Annotated in this window: 23 protein-coding genes and 1 riboswitch; of the genes, 8 read left to right on the top strand and 15 right to left on the bottom strand. The window is 42.1% G+C overall.

Annotated features, from left to right (window positions below; genetic code table 11):
* Window positions 1-52: 52 nt before the first annotated feature.
* The 3 genes from NST33_RS15915 to NST33_RS15905 form a co-directional block, all read right to left on the bottom strand.
* On the bottom strand, window positions 53-1645 hold the full coding sequence (locus NST33_RS15915; RefSeq protein ID WP_221821392.1) for a glycoside hydrolase family 32 protein: 1593 nt from the start codon (window positions 1643-1645) through the stop codon (window positions 53-55).
* A gap of 392 nt (window positions 1646-2037) precedes the next feature.
* Window positions 2038-2187 (bottom strand): hypothetical protein, encoded by a 150-nt coding sequence (locus NST33_RS15910; protein WP_221821389.1) that lies wholly within the window; start codon window positions 2185-2187, stop codon window positions 2038-2040.
* A 219-nt stretch (window positions 2188-2406) separates the two neighbouring features.
* Window positions 2407-3288, bottom strand: coding sequence for a LysR family transcriptional regulator (locus tag NST33_RS15905; RefSeq protein ID WP_221821387.1), 882 nt, complete (start codon window positions 3286-3288; stop codon window positions 2407-2409).
* A gap of 176 nt (window positions 3289-3464) precedes the next feature.
* Between NST33_RS15905 and NST33_RS15900 the strand changes: the two genes are divergently transcribed.
* Together NST33_RS15900 and NST33_RS15895 are read left to right on the top strand one after the other, a co-directional pair.
* Window positions 3465-4259 (top strand): SDR family oxidoreductase, encoded by a 795-nt coding sequence (locus tag NST33_RS15900; RefSeq protein WP_221821386.1) that lies wholly within the window; start codon window positions 3465-3467, stop codon window positions 4257-4259.
* Window positions 4260-4287: 28 nt separating this feature from the next.
* On the top strand, window positions 4288-4629 hold the full coding sequence (locus NST33_RS15895; protein WP_221821385.1) for a nuclear transport factor 2 family protein: 342 nt from the start codon (window positions 4288-4290) through the stop codon (window positions 4627-4629).
* A 119-nt stretch (window positions 4630-4748) separates the two neighbouring features.
* On the opposite strand, the gene NST33_RS15890 is transcribed toward NST33_RS15895, so the two are convergent.
* The 7 genes from NST33_RS15890 to NST33_RS15860 form a co-directional block, all read right to left on the bottom strand.
* Window positions 4749-5843, bottom strand: a complete 1095-nt coding sequence (locus tag NST33_RS15890; protein WP_221821384.1) for a Ger(x)C family spore germination protein — start codon at window positions 5841-5843, stop codon at window positions 4749-4751.
* Window positions 5840-6985: a spore germination protein gene (locus tag NST33_RS15885; protein ID WP_260632757.1), complete on the bottom strand. Its 1146-nt coding sequence runs from the start codon at window positions 6983-6985 to the stop codon at window positions 5840-5842. Before NST33_RS15885 ends, NST33_RS15890 begins: the two co-directional genes overlap by 4 nt.
* A complete protein-coding gene (locus NST33_RS15880) occupies window positions 6958-8418 on the bottom strand; it encodes a spore germination protein (protein ID WP_221821383.1) in 1461 nt (486 codons plus the stop codon). Before NST33_RS15880 ends, NST33_RS15885 begins: the two co-directional genes overlap by 28 nt.
* Window positions 8419-8867: 449 nt before the next feature.
* Window positions 8868-9950: a nucleotidyltransferase domain-containing protein gene (locus NST33_RS15875; RefSeq protein WP_221821382.1), complete on the bottom strand. Its 1083-nt coding sequence runs from the start codon at window positions 9948-9950 to the stop codon at window positions 8868-8870.
* A 156-nt stretch (window positions 9951-10106) separates the two neighbouring features.
* A complete protein-coding gene (locus NST33_RS15870; protein WP_221821380.1) occupies window positions 10107-10373 on the bottom strand; it encodes a CD3324 family protein in 267 nt (88 codons plus the stop codon).
* A gap of 294 nt (window positions 10374-10667) precedes the next feature.
* Complete coding sequence (locus NST33_RS15865) at window positions 10668-11753, bottom strand: L-dopachrome tautomerase-related protein (protein WP_221821378.1); 1086 nt, start codon at window positions 11751-11753, stop codon at window positions 10668-10670.
* A gap of 238 nt (window positions 11754-11991) precedes the next feature.
* Window positions 11992-12303 carry a hypothetical protein gene (locus NST33_RS15860; RefSeq protein WP_221821376.1) on the bottom strand — a complete coding sequence of 104 codons (312 nt, stop codon included), beginning with the start codon at window positions 12301-12303 and terminating at the stop codon, window positions 11992-11994.
* 157 nt (window positions 12304-12460) lie between these two features.
* Between NST33_RS15860 and NST33_RS15855 the strand changes: the two genes are divergently transcribed.
* From NST33_RS15855 to NST33_RS15835, 5 genes are read left to right on the top strand one after another with little or no spacing between them, the layout of a single operon-like run.
* On the top strand, window positions 12461-12703 hold the full coding sequence (locus NST33_RS15855) for a hypothetical protein (RefSeq protein WP_036615405.1): 243 nt from the start codon (window positions 12461-12463) through the stop codon (window positions 12701-12703).
* A gap of 11 nt (window positions 12704-12714) precedes the next feature.
* Window positions 12715-13101 carry a spore coat protein gene (locus NST33_RS15850; RefSeq protein ID WP_221821374.1) on the top strand — a complete coding sequence of 129 codons (387 nt, stop codon included), beginning with the start codon at window positions 12715-12717 and terminating at the stop codon, window positions 13099-13101.
* Window positions 13098-14234 (top strand): zinc-dependent alcohol dehydrogenase, encoded by a 1137-nt coding sequence (locus NST33_RS15845; RefSeq protein ID WP_221821372.1) that lies wholly within the window; start codon window positions 13098-13100, stop codon window positions 14232-14234. Before NST33_RS15850 ends, NST33_RS15845 begins: the two co-directional genes overlap by 4 nt.
* Before the next feature lie 31 nt (window positions 14235-14265).
* Complete coding sequence (locus NST33_RS15840) at window positions 14266-14466, top strand: hypothetical protein (protein ID WP_221821370.1); 201 nt, start codon at window positions 14266-14268, stop codon at window positions 14464-14466.
* Window positions 14467-14477: 11 nt separating this feature from the next.
* Window positions 14478-14774 carry a spore coat protein gene (locus tag NST33_RS15835; RefSeq protein WP_047843175.1) on the top strand — a complete coding sequence of 99 codons (297 nt, stop codon included), beginning with the start codon at window positions 14478-14480 and terminating at the stop codon, window positions 14772-14774.
* Window positions 14775-14938: 164 nt separating this feature from the next.
* Here NST33_RS15835 and tenA read toward each other — a convergent pair whose 3' ends face one another.
* The 5 genes from tenA to NST33_RS15810 form a co-directional block, all read right to left on the bottom strand.
* Window positions 14939-15601, bottom strand: coding sequence for a thiaminase II (gene tenA / locus NST33_RS15830; RefSeq protein WP_221821368.1), 663 nt, complete (start codon window positions 15599-15601; stop codon window positions 14939-14941).
* A 113-nt stretch (window positions 15602-15714) separates the two neighbouring features.
* Window positions 15715-15812, bottom strand: a riboswitch (TPP riboswitch).
* Between the two features lie 207 nt (window positions 15813-16019).
* Window positions 16020-18692: an endo-1,4-beta-xylanase gene (locus NST33_RS15825; RefSeq protein WP_221821367.1), complete on the bottom strand. Its 2673-nt coding sequence runs from the start codon at window positions 18690-18692 to the stop codon at window positions 16020-16022.
* Window positions 18693-18990: 298 nt separating this feature from the next.
* Complete coding sequence (locus NST33_RS15820; RefSeq protein WP_221821364.1) at window positions 18991-19842, bottom strand: PRD domain-containing protein; 852 nt, start codon at window positions 19840-19842, stop codon at window positions 18991-18993.
* 17 nt (window positions 19843-19859) lie between these two features.
* Window positions 19860-21302, bottom strand: a complete 1443-nt coding sequence (locus NST33_RS15815) for a glycoside hydrolase family 1 protein (RefSeq protein ID WP_221821362.1) — start codon at window positions 21300-21302, stop codon at window positions 19860-19862.
* A gap of 59 nt (window positions 21303-21361) precedes the next feature.
* Window positions 21362-23320, bottom strand: a complete 1959-nt coding sequence (locus NST33_RS15810; protein WP_221821361.1) for a beta-glucoside-specific PTS transporter subunit IIABC — start codon at window positions 23318-23320, stop codon at window positions 21362-21364.
* A 405-nt stretch (window positions 23321-23725) separates the two neighbouring features.
* On the opposite strand from NST33_RS15810, the gene NST33_RS15805 reads away from it, so the two are divergent.
* Window positions 23726-24946 (top strand): cytochrome P450, encoded by a 1221-nt coding sequence (locus tag NST33_RS15805; protein ID WP_221821359.1) that lies wholly within the window; start codon window positions 23726-23728, stop codon window positions 24944-24946.
* The last annotated feature ends 42 nt before the right edge of the window (window positions 24947-24988 follow it).

The raw sequence follows: 24988 nt of genomic DNA, 5'->3' as shown, positions 1-24988 counted from the left end.
GCGGAAACGGGTAAAAGTCCACTTAGCCCTAAATTGGTTTTGGACACCCAGTTCAGTCCGGTTGATTTTCCCAAATGCTTACGAGATCATTGATTTGAAGCGACATGACTTTTAGTTCTCCACCAATGGCATAGAGTTCCAGTCCTCTACTTTCCAAGTCGGGGAAAATCGTGTCTGAAATGATAGTTGTCCCGTTGTTGCCAAAGATCTCTATGCTTGACCAATCAACATAGATGCTCAATCGTATCCGTTTATGCTCTGGCTTCATGAGGGCCTTGTGTTTTGCAGCAAAATCGGGATGAAAATCAACAGTGTTTGACTTCGTCCGATCGACAAACAACTCCTCATTCAAGACATTATATCCGATGACTGTCTCTTGGTTGGAAGAGGTAGACTTTCGCACCTTGAACCCAAATTCTATTGCATTACCAATTTCGAATTCCGCAATAATTTCCATCTTTGCAGCAGAAACAGCAGACAAAACGTTCATATCCGGTTTAATTGTAATGTCTTGTAGAGACAGAATTGATCTTCTAAGTTGATTTAACTCAGTTATGGGTGCTTGAATTAAGCGAAGTCCTTCCGAATACGTCCTAAGTTGAATCTCTCTTGGAATTGACATATGGCCACGCCATTCTTTAGAAGGAAGAGTGGAAGCGTAACGCCAATTATTCATCCAGCCGACCCAAATCTTTCGCCCATCCTCATTCGGGATACCATCCCAGGTCACGGCCGCGTAAAAGTCAGATCCGTAATCTATCCATTGGATTGTTTCGAATGATTCCAATGTTTCATCTAGTGTAAAAACCTTACCATCAAAGTGACCTATAAAATACATCATGCCAGAACCGCCTGCGGGTGGTTCTGAATCGTTTGGATTTACGCCATTTCTATCTCCGACACTTAGTGTCAGAATCCATTTCGTGGTATTGGGGTTCTCATCCACTTGGATTTTAAAAACATCAGGACATTCAAATATTCCACGATGGATGCCAGGAATATCAGAACCGAAACCGCTTGCAAAAGACCAATCCTTAAGATTTGAAGATGTGTAAAATTCTACACGGTCGCTTACAGCCAGAACCATTACCCAGTTTGAAGATTCTTCATGCCAGAATACTTTTGGGTCTCGAAAGTCTAGCGTATCCGTGGGGAATAAAACAGGGTTACCTTCATATTTTGTCCAGGTTCTACCTTTGTCCTTGCTGTAAGCGATGCTTTGAACCTGCGGTTTACCGGGTTGAGCGCTGTTATCGTTATTAGTATAAATAGCTACCAATCCTGATCCTGCTTCGTTGAAGAATCCACTGGTATTGTTCTTATCGACTACCGCACTTCCCGAAAAGATCGCGCCATCTTCCCCAGGCGAGATGGCTGGTGGAAGTTCATCCCAATGTATTAAATCATTACTTACTGCATGCCCCCAATGCATTCTGCCGAAGTCAGGCTGCGTATCATGAGGAGTATATTGGTAGAAAAGGTGATATTCTCCTTCGTAATAAACCATTCCGTTAGGATCGTTAATCCAATTTCCCTTAGGGGAATAATGTATTTGCGGTCTGTATTCATTTTTATAAATAAAGTGTTCTGGATCTTTGCTGATACTATTTTCACCTGATAGATGTACTTTTTTAATTTTATTCACGCTCCCTTAAGCTACTTAGAATCTAAAAGAAGAAATATGCATTCCTTATTAACAAAATAATCCACTCGTTTTCATTTGTCAAAGTATTTTTGTTTAAATGAACACTATTTTTTATGTATATATCTGTTTTAGTTTACATTTGCACAATTTATGACTGATTATAGAAAATAAAAATTTTTATTTAAGTTGATCTAATCATTTTTTTAATGCTTTAAACCTAATGGTTTACAAATGTAAAAATGGTTATATCTAAACTTCTCTTTACTTGTTCAACAAAATATCGTTAGTATTAAACCCAATTTTACCGATAAAACAAAAAAGCCGCTAAAATAGCGACTTCAATAGGAGTATATTTTTATTCATGACATGTTCTAAATAAATTTAACGTCTCTTTATGCTTTAACAACTTCAACCTTTTTATCCCCTGCTGACTTCGCCACCTCTAACGTTGTGTTACTTTGGATAGTGATTATTACGCCGGTAGCCAGCATAGAAACGATTAAAGCTGCGCTGAGGGCTGTGGAAATTTTCTTCTTAACCATAATCATACCTCCGATATCTATTATGTTGTAATAAGCGGCTCAAAGAACTATGATGAGCCGAGTGTGACTAGATATTACAATATTTCACTTTTTTGTTGGGTAATCTACCTGTTGATTGTATTATAACGTACTGCCAATCATTTTTCCTTGTGTTCAAATACAATAAAGTATGATTGTTTTCTCAGAAGAATTTCTTTTCAAAACTAAAAAATTTGGCGGTCATTCTCCTTGATATAAAGTATCCACATATTCAATAAACCTTTTCGCAGCTGGGGAAATATTATGATCATCTCTCCACTTTAATCCTATTTCCCAGTACCATCCTTCATCAATGATAGGGATCCAGACCAATTCATCTAACATCAACCCCAGCGTCTTAGGCAGTACTGATACACCTAGACCTGACTTAATAAAACCGGCTACAGTGATTAGGTCCTCCGCTTCATAAGCAGAAGCAAGAAAAAATCCGGTATGTTGGAACCGGGATAAAATCGTTGCTTTTAATCCACAGTTGTTTTTCAATCCAATAAAAGGCTCGCCAGATAGCTCTGCCAAACTAAGAGCGCTACAATCTGCATAACGATGTTGAGAGGGAACAACAATGTATAAAGGAACATTTTGAATCGTCTTCCAGTGATGATTATCCAAAGTAGATTCCCTCGATGTAATCATAATATCCGAAAATCCTTGCTCCAGATGTGCATCAATATCTCCTAAGTTCCCTTGTGTCAATTCGAACCGAACTTTGGGATACTTCAATTGATAACTTCGAATTAGGCTAGGGATTAATTCAACACCGAGAATGTTTAGATAAGACAACGTAATCACACCAGTATCCGGGTTGGACCACTCTTCGATTTCCTTTAGACCATTTTCAATATTATGTAGGGCTCTACCAATCCATTTAGAGAACATAGTACCGTTTCGGTTCAGCTTAATATTTCGTCCATTTCGTTCAAATAAAGGAGCTCCTATTTCGTTTTCAAGCTTGGCAATTGCATGACTTAAAGCGGGCTGAGTGATACCGAGTTTTTTGGAAGCCAAGGTCATATGTTCAAGCCGTGCAACGGTCATAAAGTATTCTAATTGTGTAAGTTCCATTGAGACACCCCTCTATATATAAATAATATTCATCATTTTTATTATTATAATAAATTGGACGTTATGAAAGTAGCAAGTGTAGTATTAGTTCTAGCTCCTCTCGAACAACACATTATGGTTTAGAGACAGAGCAATTTCAAATTAATCATTAAATACCATCACTAGGAGGAATAGTTATGCATAAAGAATTTGAGTTCTCTCTATCAGAATTTAAAGGTAAAAGGGTGCTTGTAACCGGAGGAACAAAGGGAATGGGGCAAGCAGTTGTAAAAAGACTTGCAAACGGCGGAGCTACAGTTCTTACTACTGCCCGTTCCCTATCTGCTGACTTACCCAATTCGGTCAAATTTGTTCAAGCAGATGTCGCCACACCTGAAGGTGTAGAGCACATAATTACAGCAGTAAAAGAGCAACTTGGAGGTATCGATATTATTGTCCATTGCGTAGGTGGATCAACGACACCACCAGGAGGCGCACTTGTATTGAGTGATGAGGATTGGCTTCATACATTAAATTGGAATTTACTCGCAGCAGTTCGACTAGATCGTGGTTTAATTCCACTTATGTTAGAAAATAATTCAGGCGTTATTCTTCATTTTACTTCCATTCAGAGACGTTTGCCTTTATATGAAACTACACTGGCTTATGCATCTGCCAAAGCCGCGCTGACTAATTATAGCAAGGGATTATCGAATGAATTTTCCCCTCAAGGAATTCGCATCAATACATTGTCTCCCGGGTTTATTCAGACAGAAGCAGCTGACGCATTAATTGATCGGATCGCAATGGAAACCGGAAGTCGAGAAAGTGCGCTCGAACAACTTATGACTTCACTCGGAGGTATTCCAATTGGCCGGCCAGGATTTCCTGAAGAAGTCGCTGAACTGCTCGCATTTCTGGTCTCAGACCGAGCAGCATCTATTACAGGTAGTGAATATGTCATTGATGGGGGAACTATCCCTACCGTCTAAAAATTAATGAATAAAGGGAGAGAACAATATGGACCTCAATCATTTACCGTCTGTAATTGGCAAATACATTACTGCATCTAACAAGCCAGACCCGGTAGTATTTATAGATTGTTTCTCAGAAAATGCTGTCGTGTTGGATGAAGGGAAAAAGCGAAATGGGAAACAGGCGATTCGGGAATGGAGTGATCAAAACCATTTCGCGGCGAATGTAACGTTAAAGCCAACAAAAGCCAAAAAAATAGGTGATGAAATTGTGTTAACATGCGAGTTGGATGGTACCTACGATAAGACTGGTCTACCCGATCCACTATTATTGAATTATCATTTTGTTATTGTTGACGATAAAATCGTCAGACTTTCCATTTTCTAAAGATATCCAAATGGCTTGTCCGCCACGGGCTGCAGTAATAAGCTCTCTTTGTACATGATTTGAACAAAAAAGATGCCCCCACAATGATGTATTTGATCATCTGGGGGGCATCTTTTGAATCACGACAGCCGTTCAACATTAATCAAAGGCTGTATTTTGATGTCGAAGTCAACATTAATCTTCATATTTTCCCAATATTTCAACCATTGCTCTTCCGTTATTGGTTTAGAAAAAGGCTTAAGTGAATGTGTTCCGACCTCTAAGGGATCCACTTTCAACCGTTGCATACTTTTTAATAATTCTGACGTTTGTTCCTCAAGGTATACCTCAATCTCATGAATTAAATGTTCCAATTCTTCCTCGTTTTGAATATTCTTATCTCCCTGATATTCCTCAATTCTTCCTTTCAGTCCCACATGTAAAGACAAGGATGAATAGTCACTCGATAGTTTCATGCGAATATTGGATCGAACACGTCCTAAACTGATCGATAACTTTGGAATGGCCAAGACTTTTAAGAAATGATCGTTATCCAGAAGTTGAAAAATTTCATCGCTTACGTCTTGAGTGACCATTGTTTCTTTGTCATTTCGGAACAAGGCCGTTCCAACGTAATTGAAATTGTTCTTATCCGCTTGAAAAACGGGAAGAATCGGATCCTTAAGAGGAGAATATAACTTCTTCATAAATTGATGAATATTGACAATGCTCATTTCACCCTGGTTATGCTTCTCGTAATGCCTTAACATCCGATAAAGAAAATAATCTTGGTTTTCTTGCTTCGTCAATTGATTTTTTATGTATTCATCAAAATCCCCTCTAACAACCACTAAATAGACACGCATTGAAATATCGGGATCTACCAATATCGTATTGATCAGCTTTTCAATACCTTCTTCTTTTGCCAGTTTCTCATTGATTAATAATATTCGCAGCTGCCCCTGTTTTAGTTCCCGATAATAAATTAAATTAAACTCCTTGCCTCCCTGCTTTATCAGATCAACTTCCTTGGAGAGAAATCGTTTTTTTTCTTTGATGAGTGGTGGTACTAAAGTGCTGATTTTAAACTTTCCCTCCGTCCCCTTGTCAACCGACCAGAAAACGACCGGAGCGATCTCTTCGATCAGATTGTTTTCGACATATGGAGCAGAGCAGCCGGTTATCCACATAAGGCTTACAATTGCCAATAAACCATAATACTTGTATGGTATCATGCCTGCATACTCTCCTTTCGTTTAACCACAGTGAAAAGGATCGCAGGAACAAGCAAATAAATGAATGCTCCTAGCCAGATTTGAAGGTTCAGTAACATCGTTTGACCCGGAACCGTTTGCCATAACCATTGATCCATTATGATGATACTTATCAAAATGACGAACCAACTCGACAATAATCCAGTCAGGGTTGTACTTGAATTCATTTTTTTCATAAAAACTCTTCCAGCTCCATAAAAACACAACAACAGAATTGAAATGTCAAATACGTAATTAAACATATGGAAAGAGATAAGAATGTACTCGATTCGTTCTAAACCGCTCGTTTGAAGATAGCTCCCCATGTATGCTACCGGAAAGTTGATCTTGCTTAAGAAGTTGGAACCATAGAACAATACCGAAGCTATGAACAATAATGAAAATTCCAAAATCGTCAGCATGTTGCCCATGACAAGATATTTGGTTATTTTTGTGTTGGAGCTTATCCATGGAACAATAAAGGCCAAATACACTGGACCGGAAAATGCCGACCATATAAACAACAAACTCTGCCATGATTGCCCTGACCATTCGGTGGGGATTAGAGGATACAAATCGCGGTAATCTGAAATCGATGAAAAGAAAAAAGGAATAAACATGAGTAAGATCCACGCCCCGCATAGAAAGGCGATAACGACAAAACGCAATGTTTTCTCCATGCCATGTGAAGCCACAAATAAACTGATTGATAGAATAACGAGGATCAGCCACGTTTTATTCATTGATGGATAAATAAAACTATGGAGCATTTCAACGTAACCCAGAGTGATGATTGAAATTTTCAACAGTATTATCAAAAAACCAAGTATCGCGAAAATGTGAACCGTTCGTTTTCCAAAAAGCTGTACAAATCCTTGATAGCCTTTGGCTGCATAACTGGAAGAAAACCATCTGGACAGCATCATCAAATTAAGTTGAGACAGCAGCCCCAAGGCGACAATACCCCAAACCATATAGGAATGGACCAAATAAACGGGCATGATTAGAACAAAATAATGCATTTGCGTACGATTAACCAATAAAAGGAAATGGATGCTACCAAGGGTGGAGGTTTGCTTGAATAAGGATAGAGTCTTCATTTCTTCATCTTCTCCTGTCGCCATTTCTGTAATGGTTTTAGATTACTCGGACGCGTTTTCATCCAAATCAAAGGCCCGCGAATAAAGAGGTCAATCCAATCCTTCCCGTAAAAAGGAGAAAGAGGTGCCAGATAAGGTTGACCTAATGACGTTAGTGCATGGAGATGCGCAAGAATCCCGATTAGCCCGACCACGATTCCTGGCAGCCCAAGAACCGATGCAAGGATAAGAAGAAACACTTGCAACAGAACCATGGATTTTGTCATTTGATAGTTGGGAACTAAAAAGAAAGCAATAGCGGATATACCCATCAAAACAATTAATACTTTACTTGCAAAGCCTGCCTCTACAGCCGCTTGTCCAATGACAATACCACCGATAACCCCTAGAGTTTGACTGGTTTTGGTCGGCATTCGCAAACTTGCTTCTTTGATGATTTCCAGCGTTACGATCATGAAAATTCCTTCCACAAACGGAGTAAAGGGCAATTTGCTTCTCGATTCCAATAATACGAAGAGAATCGGCAGCGGAACCATTTGGTAATGAAATGTCGTTAACGCAACATAAAAAGGAATCATCGTCAAAGAAATAATAAAACTTCCATACCTCATTAAACGTAAAAAACTGGCTACCGGCCAACGAAGGAAGTAGTCTTCTGGTGATTGGAATAGATGGAATAATGTAATGGGACAAATTAAAGCAAACGGTGAATTGGAGACTAATAAAGTCAGCTTACCCTCACCTAAGGCGAAGGCGCAGGCATCCGGCCGATCCGTTTGTAGAAACTGGGGAAAGACCGTATGGTTATGATCTTCAATAAAAGCTGCAAGCTGTGCGGAGTCTAAAAACTGATCGAAATCCACACTTTCAATTTTCTCTCTTGCAATCGAAACAAATTCCGGATTAATTATTCCGTCTATGTACATTAACACAACTTTTGTTTTACTCAGTGATCCGATAGTGAAGCTTTCCGTTTTTAATGTCGTTATAGGCAAACGTCTGCGCAACATTGTAATGTTATTATCGATTTGTTCGCTGAAGCTATCTTTCGCTCCATATATAACAGTTTCCGTTTGGGAAGGTTCAATTGCCCGGCCAAGAGGATTTTCCAACTGTATGCCTAGCCATTGATCGTTGACTGAATCGTATAGAAGAATATATCCTTGCATTATTTTTTGCCCAGCATCTTCGATCGATATAACTTCTGAAACATCAGAATTGATTATGCATGAAGAAAGCGAATTTCCGCCTGATTGATGAAGTGGCTGAATAATCGCCTCGTTTAAACGCTCTTGATCTATTAACGTTTTTATAAATAAAAGATGGACTGAAGCACTCGTACCTATTTTGTGCTCAATGATTTCGGCATCTTCCATATGGTTTAATATCTGTTTTAAATCATCAAGCCATGTAGACTTTTGATGATTTTTCATTTGAGGCTCGTATTTTTCAACCATGGTCTTCTCCTTTATCAAAGTAATAAAATGGTGATAAGGTTAATATCTTGTCCTGTAATCGAAAAATCATACGACCGGCAATGTGTATACTAAGCCTCATCATGTTTGAGAATGAGGGTAAATCGGGATCGGGATTCTTTTATTCGGTGAGAATGCATGTGGTAATCTGTTTTTTTTTCAATGCATATGAAAAAACCTCAGCCGGTAAAGCGAGCTGAGGTCAATAAATTAACGATTAATATTTTTTTAGTTGCTACAACTGTTGGTTTTAATTCTGTTGGCTTTCGCATTAGGTGCTTCGAATACCCTGATTGGAACTACTAGAGTTGCACCTAACTTCTTCATTTAATAATTTCAACCTCTTTATCCCCTGCTGACTTCGCAACCTCTAACGTTGTTTTACCTTCAATTACAGTCCCGTCTCCGCGGACTTATAAATGAATGTAAGGTCAGTGATTCATATAATGGGCATATAGTTGCTCGTAGGTTGTAAAACGTTCGACTTCTCTGCCGACCTTATTATACTCGTCTAGATATTCGTCCATCACTTCAAGGAACTTCTCTTTTATAACTGGTAGATTGCTTGCATCAAAGTACTGCATAAGATCAAATTTCTGAGTTCCTTTCTCTACAGCCATTTCATCAAGATACCCATGTGCTCCAAAGGCCGAAAGAAAGACGTAGGAAGCATTGTTCGTTATAACACTGTTCAAAATTTTATTGCGGTAGTTGCACCACAATTCTTCATATGTTCCCCTCAGATTATCAAAGGTCGGAGCCGGTTTAACAATGAAGTTATCACACATTGTGCTATGTAACCTCGTAACGCTATTCAACATATTAAAAGATGTTATTCGAATATCTTCAATGGTATGAGCTTCGATGATTGACATGTATAAGGATTCGAGATTATCCGGAACATAGCGAAACGAACGTATCTCTTCCAAATATCGCTTGATCCCTCGTTTGATGCACGTGTTATTCATACTCACCAAGGCATTGACTAGATTATACAGAACCTCAGCAGATGCATATCGCACTGAACCGATATCTTCACTAAGCATCGTATCGCTGTATGCTTGCTTAGCCAGGTCGATCCATTTATTTGCTCGATTAAGACACGCTTCTCCTATCGGTTTTGCAAGTGCATCAAGAGCTTTTTGCTGGAAGTTGTTCAATTTCTCCAAATCCTCAGGCTTAGCATAGTAGAGTACTTTGAGCTCGGTTAGGCTTGATACGTTGGGACTCTCCAAGGTGGATTGCTCTTGCAGTCTTGAATCCCATGGCGTGCAATAGATGTCATATCCAACGTCGTCCAAGATGAAGCAGTCGGATATTTCCCATCCCTTTTCTGTATTATTAATGATAATTAAATCAAGATCGCTCTTCTCGTGAAAGTCACCGGTGCTAAATGAACCAGTAAGCCCAATAATGGCGATATCCTCTAGAAAATCTCTTTTTACGCGTTCAATCACCATGTTAATGAGCAGTTCATTTTTGTCCAGCAGCTTCTTCTTTATGATTTCGTTCATTCGTTACACCTCTTTGTATGATCCGGCCGTCCTTCATCACAACAACCTTAACTTGAGTCTATCGACTTAGAGGTACGGTTACTATGCATAAGTTGATTTAAGTCATCTTTGCACAAAATCCGCTAAACCGTCGAAACGACGAGTTAGCGGATTTCATTAGTTCTTTGTATAGACTATTTTCTTTATGCTTTCGCAGGACAAGAAATACCGACCCGCCAACTCCTCTATTCTGACTCCATTGTGGAATAAGGATTTAATCTCAGCGTTTCGAGCAGAGACCCTGCTCTTGCTCTCTGTTTTCTCGCCCCATTTTAGGTGTGCCTCTTTGGGCTTTGGGATATAAACCAATTCCCCTTGAACGTATTTTTGAATGATCCGTAACAATTCTTCCGGAAAAATAGACTCGGCTTTTGAATATTTCATGGGCCTCACTCCTTATTTAATAGATCAATAAGGTGCAAAGCCAGTTCGTAGAATATTACGATTCGTCGTTGGCAATGTGATTATTCCTGGGCTCTATGCAAAGCATTGCCATATCCTTCACTGGCTTTGCATAGAGCCGTGCATGTAAGAATCCTACCCCGATTGTTTTCAATAGCCTCACCTCCATAGAAAATAGATAGTTGCTATTTGCTTATTATATCAGGGCTTGTTGTTAAATTGTTTAATTATGTCTTTTGGGGCTGACACGATTGTACGCGTAAAGTGGGATGTATATCAAAAGGTAGGAGCCGGTAATTCATCAACTTTTATACGTAGTAAACTATAAGGTTTTTGTCGCAGGTCTCTTCCATAATGAAATCTCGCCTGCCTATGTAATTGGTTCACAATTACATATAAGTATTGATCCGGACCAATAGAAAACGTATCTGGCCATAAAACTCGGGGATCATGAGCGATGGTTTCCATGATTCCATTTGGCAATATCTTTCGAATACTATCGTTTTCATAATCTCCAGCATAAACGTTTCCTTTTGCGTCCGTGATCATCCCATCAGATGCACCCTTCTCTCCCCAATACTGCACAAGATCACTTAACTTAAAATCCGGTATCGTTCTGTCTCTTAACGATTCTGTTGAGATCGAGTATAGCTGGCGACTGGTTAATGGACAATAGAATAACATTTTTCCATCTGGGGAAATGGCTATACCATCAGAGGCCAATCGAAACGGAGATGTCGAACCATCCGCGTTTCGATTCATCAAAATTTTACCTTCCACTTTTGGCACAAAATATGGATCGGGTGAGGTTGAGCTTGCTCCATGCAACCGTCTATACGCATTTCCGTTTTCTAAATTTACGACGATAATAGCACCTGGACCATTGGAAGAAGAATCCGTTATATATGCGTAACCTGCTTCTCCTACACGAAAGTCAAATCGGACATCATTCAGATACGTTGTCGGCAAGACGACATCATCTGCAAATGTATATACTTTTCTTATTGTATTTGTTTCTAAATCTACCGCGACTAATTTTGCCCCTCCTTTAATTGGCTCAGAAAAATTTGGTGCAGCCGTGTCCAGTACCCACAGGGTCCCCCTTCCATCTGCAACAACACTTTGAACACTGATGAAGGACATAACAATATTTAATGGGTTGATCAAATTTGTTTCTACATTAGGATAAGGTTGCATCTCACCCTCAACAATTTCCGCTACCGTAAATCTTACGTCATCTCCCCATTTCGGAAAGCAAATAAAGATACGCCCGGTTTCGGATACACTAACGCCTGTAGGCATAGCCCCGTAAAAGGAATGAACGAGTTCCAACTTACCAAAATATTCTTCCATAGGTAACATAGGCTGTATGATGTCCTCCTCAACATAGTTGAATAGATATTACCTATAACTATGTTCAAGACTTTTTCTAATGCCTGGCCCTTAATCATTCTTTTTTAACCTCGATTTTGAAATTGTCCGATACATCTAAAAATACTAAAAAACTTCGGCGTAAGCCGAAGCATGTTGACGTTAACTATATGTGTTCTAGGAAAAATGCTTCCAAAACTCTGCCAAGCTTATCTGTACCAAAACCGTTTTATTGTTGGTCCGGCAGACGTAATGCGTTTGCTGAAGTTAGCGCTTGATCTAAAAATTCCTCTGCTCGGGTCAATTGCTGCCTGGCGATCTCCAACGCTTGTGAATTTGTTGCATTAGATTCACTTAACAAGCTTATTGCCTGATTTAAAGCCGTCTGCACCTCAGAAACCGCGTTAGATGCATGCTGCTCTAGCGTATTACTACCACTCGAGTTAAGTGCATCTTCTGCCGGTTTTCTTGCGTTTTCGGTTGCTAGATCAATTTTGTTTTTATTGGGCACCGTGACTTCTCCTTCCTTCAGTAAAATCATTCATTTAGACAGAAATAAGTATGGGATTGAGATTTTGTTTATATCCCTGCGACTGATGGGAATATTCGGAACTTACCTCTCCGGTGATCCATATTAGTATAAGATCCGATGCATTGGAAAATCTAATCTTGATGAAAAAGGAGGGGATCATTTCTGAATGGCTAATCCAACGCTAGCGCCGCACGAATCGATGGAACTGCATGAAGCGTTAAACTTCAAAACGCTCTGCATCGCTAAGTCGAAACTTATGCAAGGCCTGGTCTTTGACCAAGAGCTAAAAGCATTAATGCAGAAAGACGTAATTCAATCCATACAACAGATCGCTGAGCTGCAAGCAATCTACGCAAGAGCTCCTTTTCAAGCACCCGTTCCGAATAATCCGACACCTATAACACATTAAGGGGAACTCAGATGAATACCGATTATTTAGATCCGATTAATTCATTGAATATGCCGGAAATGGCAGATATGACTTTTGCCATGGACTTCCTTCTTCGTGCCAAGGAGGGGGTACGTAATATGTCCATCGCCCTGACGGAAACGGCTTCACCGGATGTAAGAGCCCTGCTGCATACTCATCTTAAGCAGGGGATTGCAATGCACCAAGAAATCTCGGAGCTCATGATTCGCAAAAAATGGTTTCATCCTTATGAGCTGAACGAACAGTACCAACTCGATCAGCTTTCGGCGAAAAATACGGTGATGATCGGGCAGATGAATCTGTTCCCGGGAGATACGTCACGTAAAGGGATGTTTGATCGGACCCCAGATGAGCATATTGGAGGACATAAAGCATGAAGGCGGTAACGTATCAAGGGGTTAAAAATGTTGTGGTCAAAGAGGTGCCGGATGCGAAGATTGTGAAACCGGACGATATGATCGTAAAGATCACCAGTACCGCCATTTGCGGTTCTGACCTTCATCTGATTCACGGGATGATCCCTAACCTTCAGGAGAACTATGTCATCGGACATGAGCCGATGGGGATCGTAGAAGAAGTAGGTCCTGGCGTGACCAAGGTAAAAAAAGGCGACCGTGTGATCATTCCGTTTAACATCGCATGCGGAGAATGCTTTTTTTGCAAAAATCAGCTGGAAAGCCAATGTGACAATTCCAACGAGCACGGGGATATGGGCGCTTATTTCGGCTACTCCGGAACGACCGGCGGATATCCCGGCGGGCAAGCCGAGTATTTACGGGTCCCATTTGCTAATTTTACCCATTTTAAGATCCCTGAGAACTGCGAACAACCGGACGAAAAGCTAAGTTTGATCGCCGATGCCATGACGACAGCATTCTGGAGCGTAGATAACGCCGGCGTTAAGAATGGTGATACAGTCATCGTGCTCGGCTGCGGTCCGGTCGGACTCCTGGCCCAGAAGTTCTGCTGGCTGAAAGGTGCTAAGCGGGTCATAGCCGTCGACTATGTCGATTACCGCTTAAAGCATGCAAAGCGAACGAACAATGTGGAAATCGTAAACTTCGAACAGGATAAGAATATTGGGAACACTCTCAAAGAAATGACCAAAGGCGGCGCCGATGTTGTGATTGATGCGGTAGGAATGGACGGCAAGATGAGCGATCTTGAATTTCTAGCCAGCGGTATGAAACTGCAAGGCGGCACCATGAGCGCATTTATCATTGCATCTCAGGCTGTCCGCAAAGGTGGTACCATTCAAGTCACTGGGGTATACGGCGGACGTTATAACGGATTCCCACTCGGTGACATCATGCAGCGAAACGTGAATATCCGTTCCGGACAAGCTCCGGTCATTCACTACATGCCATACATGTACGAGTTGGTGACGTCTGGCAAAGTGAACCCTGGGGACATTGTTACGCACGTCATTCCGCTCAGCGAGGCCAAGCGGGGCTATGAAGTGTTCGATACAAAAACGGACGATTGCATTAAAGTCATCTTAAAGCCTTAAATATGAGTAGATACACGGGAGGACAATCTGAATGAATTCCACTTACGCTTTGCATGAGATGCTCGAGGTGCATGAAATAGCTGCGTTCAAGACGGTTTGCATGACTAAATGTAAGACGATGCAAGCTCTGGTAACCGACCCGGAGCTCAAACAAATTTTGAAACAAGATGCGATATTATCACAACAGCAGCTTCAGGAGCTCGGTGGAGTGCTGTCTAAAGCGACTGTATAGGAGATAAAAAAATGAACCCAATATTAGAACACATGACTGGTCTTAATACGCTGACCGATGACGTGATTGCAATGGATTTTTTGATGAACGCCAAGAGCAGCGTCAGAAACTACGCCATGGCTGTGACCGAATGTGCCACCCCCGAAATCAAACAAATTTTGATGAAACAGCTCGATGAAGCCATAGACTCTCATGAAAAGATATCAAATTACATGGTGCAGCATGGCTTATACCACCCTTACCATATTGCAGAGCAAATTCAGCTCGATCTGAAAAATATTCAAACTGCTATGAACATTCCGTCCTGACGCCCTTTTTTCGGTATCGTTGCAGCTCCACGAGAGAAACAAAAGGTAACAAACGAAAGCTCGTATGAAGCAAGGGGGGATAACCTCCCTCTTCAATACGAACTTTTATGCCCTCTTATTGTTTATGGACGCTGCTCTCTAAATTGAATTAACTACCATTGAACTCAAAGCTCCAGCCTCCATGACATCTCCCAAAAATCAAGCTCAAAGCGACTGCACATCACGAAAATATCTTCCATCCGTTGGTACGTTCCCTCGCTACAGCCTTCTAATAACTTATCCGTTAACGTCACAAGGGATTGATTGTTGCTGTTGTATTCAGAGGAAGCATATCCTGTGATCCAATCTCCATAAAAAGGATGATCAGCTGCACCTGGCTTTTGAGCAAGGACTTGACCAATCTCTGCATAGCTCCATGAACAGGCCAGAATGGATACAAGTACTTCTGCTATACCACCCGCATGGGAAACAGAGAGCATATAGTTAGTATAGGCTGCATTTTTCAGTGCAGGTTTTACCTGAAAAACATGATCCTCTGTAATCTCTAGTCGTTCCATATAAGATCGATGAATTTTCATTTCGCCATTCAGGATGTTATCTACATTTTTACTAAAAAACTGCATCAATTTGGGGTCGTGCGACTTGACGATACCTAGTGCAAATACGCGGGCATAATCGAACAGGTACAAGTAGTCTTGCAACAAATAATAACGAAATTGTTCAACCGGTAAGGAACCATCTCCGATCCCTTTCACAAAGGGATGCTCAAGACATTCCTTCCACACAGGCTGTGCCGCCCGATATAGTCTCTCTGAAATAGTCAACATATGTTCCTCCAATTCATAATGTACGTATTTAAAAACAAAAAAACGAAACATCCATAGGATGTTTCGCAGACAAATACACTAAAACAAGAGGGTTCGCATGAGCTACCCAAGTACAGTGTTTCATCGTTGCATCCCTACGTTGGCATTATCCAAATCAGGTAAGGTCGGTTTAACACCCTCTCAGCCGGTTAAGGCTCCCTCGCAAACGGTTGTATGTAGTTGATTACTTTCTTATCCGCATAAAAGAATAAAATAACATCCATTTAGTATATCAAGGGCTGTTTAATACAGTCAAGACAGATTGTATCACGCCTCATCAGCTTGAGTGACGTCTTTAAATGATGAAAACCATCACAACAATGGTTGAGTTTTATCCACTGTTATGATGGTTTCTATTCTTACAATTATTGTCGATGGTTTAATGACCGAGCTTGTTCTTTCCGACAAAAGTGAGTATTCCGTACTGCGAAGTGTTTCTCCAGCTCTCATTGGTCGTATCATTCCATTTGGCTACGTTCTGTTTACCTCCGCCCTGGTTGTCGTTAATTTGAAGATCGAAACCGAGAACATTTCCTGCTTTGGGCGTCAGTGATTGCAACTGGATTCTGGCTTCTACGAGATATCCTTTATTTGTTTTCTTCACAGCACTTACAAGGCGTCCGGGTGAGGCACCCCCTGCAAAGGTTCCCACATTGTCTGCACTGATTCTGAACTGGGCATCATCATATTGAAAATACGGTGTGCGCTGGTGATTCTCGTCCAGGAAAATCTCAACCGAATCCTGATCCCATGGGTTGATGTTATCTGTGATGATGTTTGGATCAGTGACGTCGATCAGCAGGTATAGATACTCACCTGTCCACATTGCCCGAGCGACTGCCTCTGCACCTTCGTTCTCATTCAACCGTTTTACTTCAAATGGTACAGCCTTATTCCATGATGTGTCTTTCTTCCCATCAATCTGAACAATCCCTTGTACAGCTTGTGCAGATTTGGGCATAGGGGCAAGCTGAATCACGCCGTATTTGCTTGTATCCTGTTCCTGAGATTGTGTTCGATCATTCCAGTACATTGGATTATAAGGTTGTGTCCCACTTGAACCGCCATCAGTCACACGGATATCCAATCCGGCTTCATATTCTGATCCGACTTGGATACCACCCCACGGAATGGACAATTCAACCTGATATCCTGCTTTGGTCTCGCGTACACGATATGAACGCTGCTCCACGCCCTCAGCTTTGCCCGACCGCTTAATGATTACGTGTCGGTCATCTGCTTCATATGAAGTGGTCTTGCCATTATTGAGATCAACAAAGATATCTACTCTGTCGTTCACATCTGCCTTCGCATCCTGAACATCCACAAGGATATACAGGTTACTTTGATCCCATAAGGTGCGGAAACTGGCTGATCCCGAAGAGTCGCCCTTCAGTGGAGTAGACACCGCTTTGTTCCAGAGTGGATCTTGTGAATGTTTTTTGATATCCGGTTTACCCGAAAGTGAGACGGCTCTCTGTGTCAAAACAGGCAAGCCTGATTCATCCACGAGCCCCCAGTATGCTTTTTTGGCCTTCAGGGCTGAATCAAACAGCATAGCCTGGTTGTTGTAAGACTTCTCATCTTGGAGTCCCCATAAGGTAACTGAAGAGATGTGATCTTTGTGTTTTTGGTACAAATCCAACAGTTCCTTATATCGATACGCCTGTTTTACCGCAACTTCATCCGACATCTCTTCACCAAATGGAATTCCGCTATCCACATCCAGTTCCGTGATCTGAATATCCAATCCAAGTTCGGCGAACATGTTGATCGTTTTTTCAATTTCCTTGATGGGAGGGGATTCCAGGTTATAGTGGGATTGCAAACCCACACCATCGATAAGCCCCTTATCTTTCAGTCGTTTGACCAACTGAAACATATGCTCTCTTTTCTCAGGGACTTCCGTGAAGTATTCGTTGTAATATAATTTGGCATTCGGATCTGCTGCACGAGCGAATTCATAGGTTTTCTCAATGTAATCCGGACCGATTAGTTCATAAAAGGGACTTTTACGTAAACCGTTGGCATCACCATTGCTATCCGCAATCGCCTCGTTTACCACATCCCAGGCATAGATCTTACCTTTGTATCGGGTCATGACGGTTTCAACGTAATCCTGAATCCGGGCAAGCAGTAATTCTCGACTCGCAGGGTTACCCTGAGGATCTTTGAACATCCACTCTGCTGCATCAATATGCCACAACAACGCATGTGCGCGTACGCCCATACCATGCTCCTCGGCGAACTGAACATATTGATCGGCTGCCTCGAACTCATAAACACCCTCGGAAGGAGACATGTACTTCGGTTTCATCTCATAGGTTGCGGTCAAGCTGTTAAAGTGCTTTGTGAGAAGTTGTCCATATGCGCCTTCCAACTGCCAGCGATACACCGCTGCACCAATGGGGAAATCATCTTGATACAGGTCCTCCAGAGACCGAATACCTTCTTCAATCTCCAGTTGCTCGGCCAGAGTAAATGATACATCATCCACATAGAACGATAACGTATCTACGCTACCTTCAGAGATGTAGGGTGTTTCGATGAACAAATTCAATTCAGTGGGATCATCGCTATACTGAAATTTTCCGGTGATCTTGTGCCATGTATTCCACTCTGCTTTGGCAATTTTCACGCTACCGATCGGGTTCCAGCTTTCAGCAGTTGTTTTTTTATATGTGGTGAGCTGTAGTGTTTGATCCGTGATGGGCTCCTGGGTAAGTCTTACATATGCCGTAATTTCGTACTCTTGGTTACGCTCAAGCAGATCCTTCATGGATAACATCGGTCCATGATAGGAACGCTCACGGTTGGCGATCAGCATACTGGACTGACCTTCGTGTGCCTCCTGCTGTGTCACTGTCAGCCTTTCGTTACCTGTACGTGGAGTCCATCCCTGAAGTGTACCGTCTTCAAAGTTTGTACTCAAATGGCCTCCTTCCACTTCCGTAACTGCCTTGGCTGCATGTGAGACATTCGAAAATGGAAGCATGGCAAGTACGAGCACAAGAACCAAGGCTGTTATATTCCATTGACCTAACCGTTTCATACAATTCCTCCTCTTGATCTGGTCTAAGTATTTCTGAACGGATTAACATCCAGATAAATAGATTATAGCTCTTTAGATAGCGCTTACATATAACGAATTTACAATAATTATAATAAAATGTTATCAATTGGTAATTATGATTTTAGGAATCAGAAGTTCGTTAATCATGGAATATCAAAAAGCCGCTACATATTTGCAAAAATAAAAGACCGTTTCCCGATAAAATACGAGAAAACGGTCATAGTTAGAAAATATCTTTCCCGAAAAAGAGTTAAGGGAATACAACTTTAACTTTGCTTTATAATCGTCCATCATCACCCTGTTCCTCCTGGACAATTCGAGCAATGTGAATCATCAAATATAATAATTCCTCGTTCGATATGGAGATGTCCAGCATATTCTGCACGTAGGTTTTGATCATCTCCGCGCATTTGTATTCAAGCGGATGCTCCTTCACCATGTGCTGAAATATAAAATCTTTCGCCGAATTGCCCAGACGCCCTTCTTGTAAACGCTGGATGAAGAATTGCAGGTGTGTGACAAGTCTCACATAATGGATGGAATTTTTGTTCAATTGCATATCAAGGGTGTATTGTATCAGATTAAAAATATCTTTTAACATCTTAACGGATTGCATCGTGCGCTCCATATTCTGTTCATGCGTTTGGGCATTCACGAAATGAAAAGCGATATTCCCTGCTTCTTCTTCCGGCAGTTCAACCCCCAGTTCTAGATTCAGCAACTGAACGGCTTCAAGGCCAAGTTCGAATTCAACAGGGTGAAACCTCTGGATCTCCCATAACATGCGATTCTGTAGTGCTACACCTTTTTTCCATCGTTCAATGGCAAATGACAAGTGATCCATAAGCGTAAAGAAGATTTGGTCGTCAAGAGACAACTTTTCTTTTGCATTGGTAATCAGTTTATTTATGACATTCACATGTTTTTCCGGCATGTTTTCGATGGTTCGTACGTAAGCCTGCGCAGACGGATTATTTTGCAGAATGAATCGTTTTTGGATGTGTTCTTCATCCAGTCGCTCGCCAACTTTGCCTTTGAACGCCAACCCTTTTCCCATGACAATCATCTCTTGCCCCTGTTCATCTTTGGTCAGAAGCAAGCTGTTATTTAATATTTTGATTACTTTCATGCATTCATCACGATCCTTTATTCTTTCGTGACCGCCTGATCCGAATTTCCGATACATCTGCCATTTTGTTTAATGACCTCTTGATACCACGAGAAGCTTTTCTTCTTCAAACGCTTCAAGTCTTTCAGATCCTGTTCACCACGGTTTACATAGATCATGCCGTAGCGTTTCCCATAACCCTGATGGGTGCTTACCACGTCAATAACGGACCAAGGGCAATAACCAATCACATCCACACCATCCGTCAGAGCCAGTCTGATCTGTTCCAGATGTTTCTCAATAAAATCAATCCGGTACGTGTCGTTAATCGTGTAATCTGCCTCGAGTATATCTGGGGCTCCTATACCATTTTCCGTAATTAGAATCGGGAGACCATATCGTTCACATACCTTACGCAATGTTAACCTTAGGCCAATCGGATCGATGACCCAGCCATATTTTGTTTTTTCGGTATAAGGATTCTCCGCGGCTCGGTAGACTCCCTGCTCACCAAGCATAATTTGCTGATCACCCGCACGAGCTGTAACATCCGACGCATCTCCCATACTGGCGGCAATGGTTGCCGTCGAGTAGTAGTTGATTGCTACCAGATCGGGGCTGCCAGACTGGATATCTTCCATGTCACCCTGCTCAATAACCGGCTCGATGCCGCGTTCCTGTACATAACTCCAGAATAATGGATTATACCGTCCCCACACCGATAAGTCGAGAAAACCCCATCCACGAATTGTCTCCCAGTTATGTGCAGCGATTGCATCTGCTGGTCTGGAGGTTGCCTGGTACATGGAGGTCATGTTTAATGCAGGACCAATCTTGCCTTGCGGGAGCATATCATGAAATAGTCGCATCGTTCTGCCTTGAGCCACAAACATGTGATGATTTTGCTGATACAGTTCCTTACTGGAAGGCAGACGTCCGCCTTTTGGTGTACCAATAGCACCGGGATGGAGAATCATTGTATTCTGCTCATTAATGGTCAACCAATATTTCACTTTATGCCCGTAATGCTCAAACAAGATACGCCCGTACTCCACAAAGGCATCAATCGTCCCCCGGTTGTTCCATCCTCCGGTTTTCTCAAGCTCGTAGGGTAAGTCGAAATGATACATGGTCACAATGGGCTCAATACCATGGAGCAGCAATTCGTCAATTAATTGGTGATAAAAATCGAGTCCCTTTTCATTAACAGGCCCTGTGCCTGAAGGCAAGATTCGAGTCCATGCAATCGAAAAACGATATGCTTTGAGGCCCAGCTCTGCAAAAAGCTTCACGTCTTCTCTGAATCGGTGATAGTGATCGCTCGCAACCGTGAAATCGGCGGTTCCAGCCGGATGATCACACATATCGATGACGGACAGGCCTTTGCCATCTTCGTTCCAGGCTCCCTCGACTTGGTAGGCCGAGGTAGAGCCTCCCCACAGAAATTCATTGGGGAATGGTTTGGTGTGTTGATATAACATCTCAAACACTCCTTCATTTTAATGTTGATTAAGATATATGACGGACCATATTAAGCTTGTTACGAAAGGTGGATAATCGTCGCTCCAACCTCCACAGGACTCTGCTTCTCCAGCTTAATGTCCGGGAAACGATCCGAATTGGCGATAATGATCGGGGTTATGACTTCGTAGCCTTCTGCCTTGATGGCGTCGATATCAAAGCGGATCAACAAGTCCCCCCGTTTTACGCGATCCCCTACTTTAATGGAAGAGTCGAAGTGTCGCCCCTTCAGGTTTACGGTATCCACTCCAATATGAATGAGCACCTCTTCTCCATCGTAACCATTTAATTTCACCGCATGTTTGGAGTCCATGAAAGCCGTAACTTCACCTGCGATCGGAGCATACAGTTCTCCTTTGGCAGGAATGATAGCAGCGCCCTTACCCAGTAATCCCAAAGAGAAGACATCGTCTGGTACACGGTCTAGATGGACTAATTCCCCTTGCATCGGACTTGCGATCGTAAGTGGGCGTAATTCATTTTGGGTTGGTCCATTCGCATTTGTTGTTGCAACTGACTGCGTGCTTAGAGTGTTGTCTTGAAAAGACAGCCCGGAAAGTGTCTTGTCATCGTTAACGTTGGTATTGCCTTCTTCTTCATCATCCACTGGATCCTCAAAACCAATGATCCATGTCAGAGCAAAAGTAACGATAAAAGCGATCAGACAAGTCACAATGGCATGAACGATGTTCATCGGATTGCTTCCAATGAAGGCAGGTAACGCGGCAAGACCCGGAGAAACGAAGGCATAACGTACTAATCCGGTCAGACCAGCATATATCCCTGCTACACCACCACCAATCATTGCGGCAATTAAGGGTTTCTTCAGTTTCAAAGTTACTCCGTACAAGGATGGTTCCGTGATGCCCAGTACGGCGGTGAAACCGGATGAAGCAGCGAGCTGTTTCAGTTTTTTGTTTTTTGTTTTTAATGCTACAGCAAGGGTGGCCCCACCTTGAGCAATATTGGACGCGAGCATTCCCGGGCCGTTGATCATTTCATATCCATTTTTGGTTAGTTGGCTAGTTGCAATCGGTGTCATCGCCCATGCAGTGCCTGTTACGATCAGGAATGGTTGCAAAGTTCCCATTAACAAAGGAATCAGCCAACTGGCTCTGGCATTAATCGCTTCTGCACCCATGGCAACCAGATCATTCAGGTACGTTCCGAAAGGTCCAATCGCCACCAATGCAAGTGGTGCTGTAATCAATAGTACAAGCATTGGTTTCGTGAAAAATTTGATCATTGAAGGCGATACCCGATCCGCGAAACGTTCAATATAGGACATGAGCCAAACGACGATAATAATCGGCAGCACGGAGCCCGCGTAATCGGTTAGTCGAACTGGAACACCGATGAAAAACACATCTTTTCCTTCCGCCATCATGGCGCTCCATCCCGGGTGTAACAACACGCCGGCAACTGTCATCGCCAGAATGGGACTAGTTTCAAATTTAATGGAAGCTCCATAAGCCAGCAGAATAGGCATGAAATAAAAAGCCGCGTCCGCAATGGTATTAAGAATATAGTAGTTTTGGCTTTCCGTCGTTACAAGGCCTGTCAGCACAAGTACGGCTAATATCGCTTTGATCATACCCGCGCCAATGATTGCCGGAATTACCGGAGTAAATGTTGTTGAGATCACGCTGATGAATCTGGAGATCCAGCTCTGTTTTTGTTTTGGTCCGTTATTTTTGCCAGAATCCGATTTGGATTCCGCACTTCGGGTAGCAGAACCCATCTGCTGAGTGATAACTCGGTAGACCTGCTGCACCTCATTGCCCACAACGACCTGATATTGTCCACCATTGTTCACAACGGTAATGACACCTGGAAGTGCTTTGAGTTTTTCTGTCTCCGCTTTGGAGATATCGTGCAGTTCGAATCGTAGTCGGGTTGCGCAGTGCGTAAGCCGAGCGATATTATCCTTCTTCCCAACCAATTCCGTAATCTCTTGTCCCAACTTGCGATAATCCATACCAATGCCTCATTTCTGAATTTGGATATAAAAAAGACCAAAACGATATGCCTTCCCCTACTCACATAAGGAAAATGCAAATCATTTTGGTCATGCCTGCTTTACCAGTAACAGCCAAACACTGCTAATATTTAATTCGTTGTAGATGTAAACGTTTACTGGATCATAATATCACACAATAAATTTGTTAGCAATCACTTTATTCGACATTTTTCTGCATTTTGATATGAAAATGTTTCTTCATCTGTGACCCTAAGAGTATCTCTAAATAATTGATATTCAGTAAAACATTTCATTTAATTTCTAAATAAGTGTGATTTATGGTACCTTTAAAACAAATAATGATAGTTTGGCTATCATTATTTGGAGATTTCCACAAACTACATTAAAGGATGGCGAGGAGACATGCAGACTGATAACAGATCGATCGTTATTCATCAGGTATCTAATTTAGAGACACCTGAAGAACTTTGGAATCCATATGCTTATTATGAGTACATGCTGGAGAATCATCCCATCTATTTTGACGAGAAGCAGCAAGTATGGAATCTGTATCGTTATGATGATGTCAATTCCGTTCTAACAGACTGGAAACGGTTCTCCAGTGTTCGTAAACGGAGTGTATCCCCGGTTCCACCGGTAATTACCCGAGTGAACATCAATTCTGTTGATCCCCCTGTTCAACGTGATATTAGAAAGTTAGTCTCTAGTGCCTTCACCCCACGTCAGTTAAAAACCTGGGAGCCTCAAATCGCGGCTATCGTTGATGAGTTAATGCTTGAGATGAAGACGAAAGATGATGTGGACATTGTTCGAGACCTAGGGGTTCCACTTCCTGTTACTGTCATTGCCGATCTACTTGGGGTAGAGAGGCAACACCGGGCACAGATCAAAGCCTGGTCTGACATGTTATTTTTCCCCAATGCCACAGGTAATGAGCAGGAGCAGATGAATGCGAAGTATGCGGCTATGCAAGAATTTAACGAATTTTTGCTCCCCATTGTTCAGCAGAAGAGAAAGCATCCTGCCGAGGACATTATTTCCGATCTCACACTTGCCGAGCTGGATGGGGATCAACTAACCGATGAAGAGGTTGTTACCTTTAGCTTGGGCCTCCTTGCTGCTGGGAACGAAACAACGACTAACATGATAAACAGCCTGTTCTACAGTTTTATGTATGATCAACCCGGAATCTATCAGGATATTGCCGCAGATCCAGAACTGATAGAGAATACTGTTGAAGAATCGTTAAGGTATCGTTTTCCCACGACACTTGATCGTGTGGTAGTAGAGGATACAGACATCCTTGGCGTGCCTATGAAAAAAGGAGATGTTATATTAACCTGGCTGGGTGCAGCCAACAATGACCCTAGACATTTTCCCGAACCTTCCCGCTTTGATATCTACCGTCCCAACAGCAATCGTCATCTCTCGTTTGGCAAAGGACCTCACTTTTGTCTGGGCGCTCCATTAGCCAGGCTAGAGGGCCAACTGGTGCTGAGAGGGTTCACGAATCACTTTTCCAATATTACTGCAAAAATCAAATTTGAAGCGGCAAGCCAGCTCTACCCGGGTACACAGACTCTTCAAAACCTGCCAGCCATCGTAACAACCAAGCTTTTTTGAACTAATTTCATCAAATTAAAAGTGCCCTTACACACAAGCGAT

The organism is Paenibacillus sp. FSL L8-0435 (assembly GCF_037965655.1).
GTDB lineage: Bacteria > Bacillota > Bacilli > Paenibacillales > Paenibacillaceae > Paenibacillus.
Note: the sequence above shows the minus strand (reverse complement) of the source record. Positions and strands in the feature narration are given on the sequence as shown.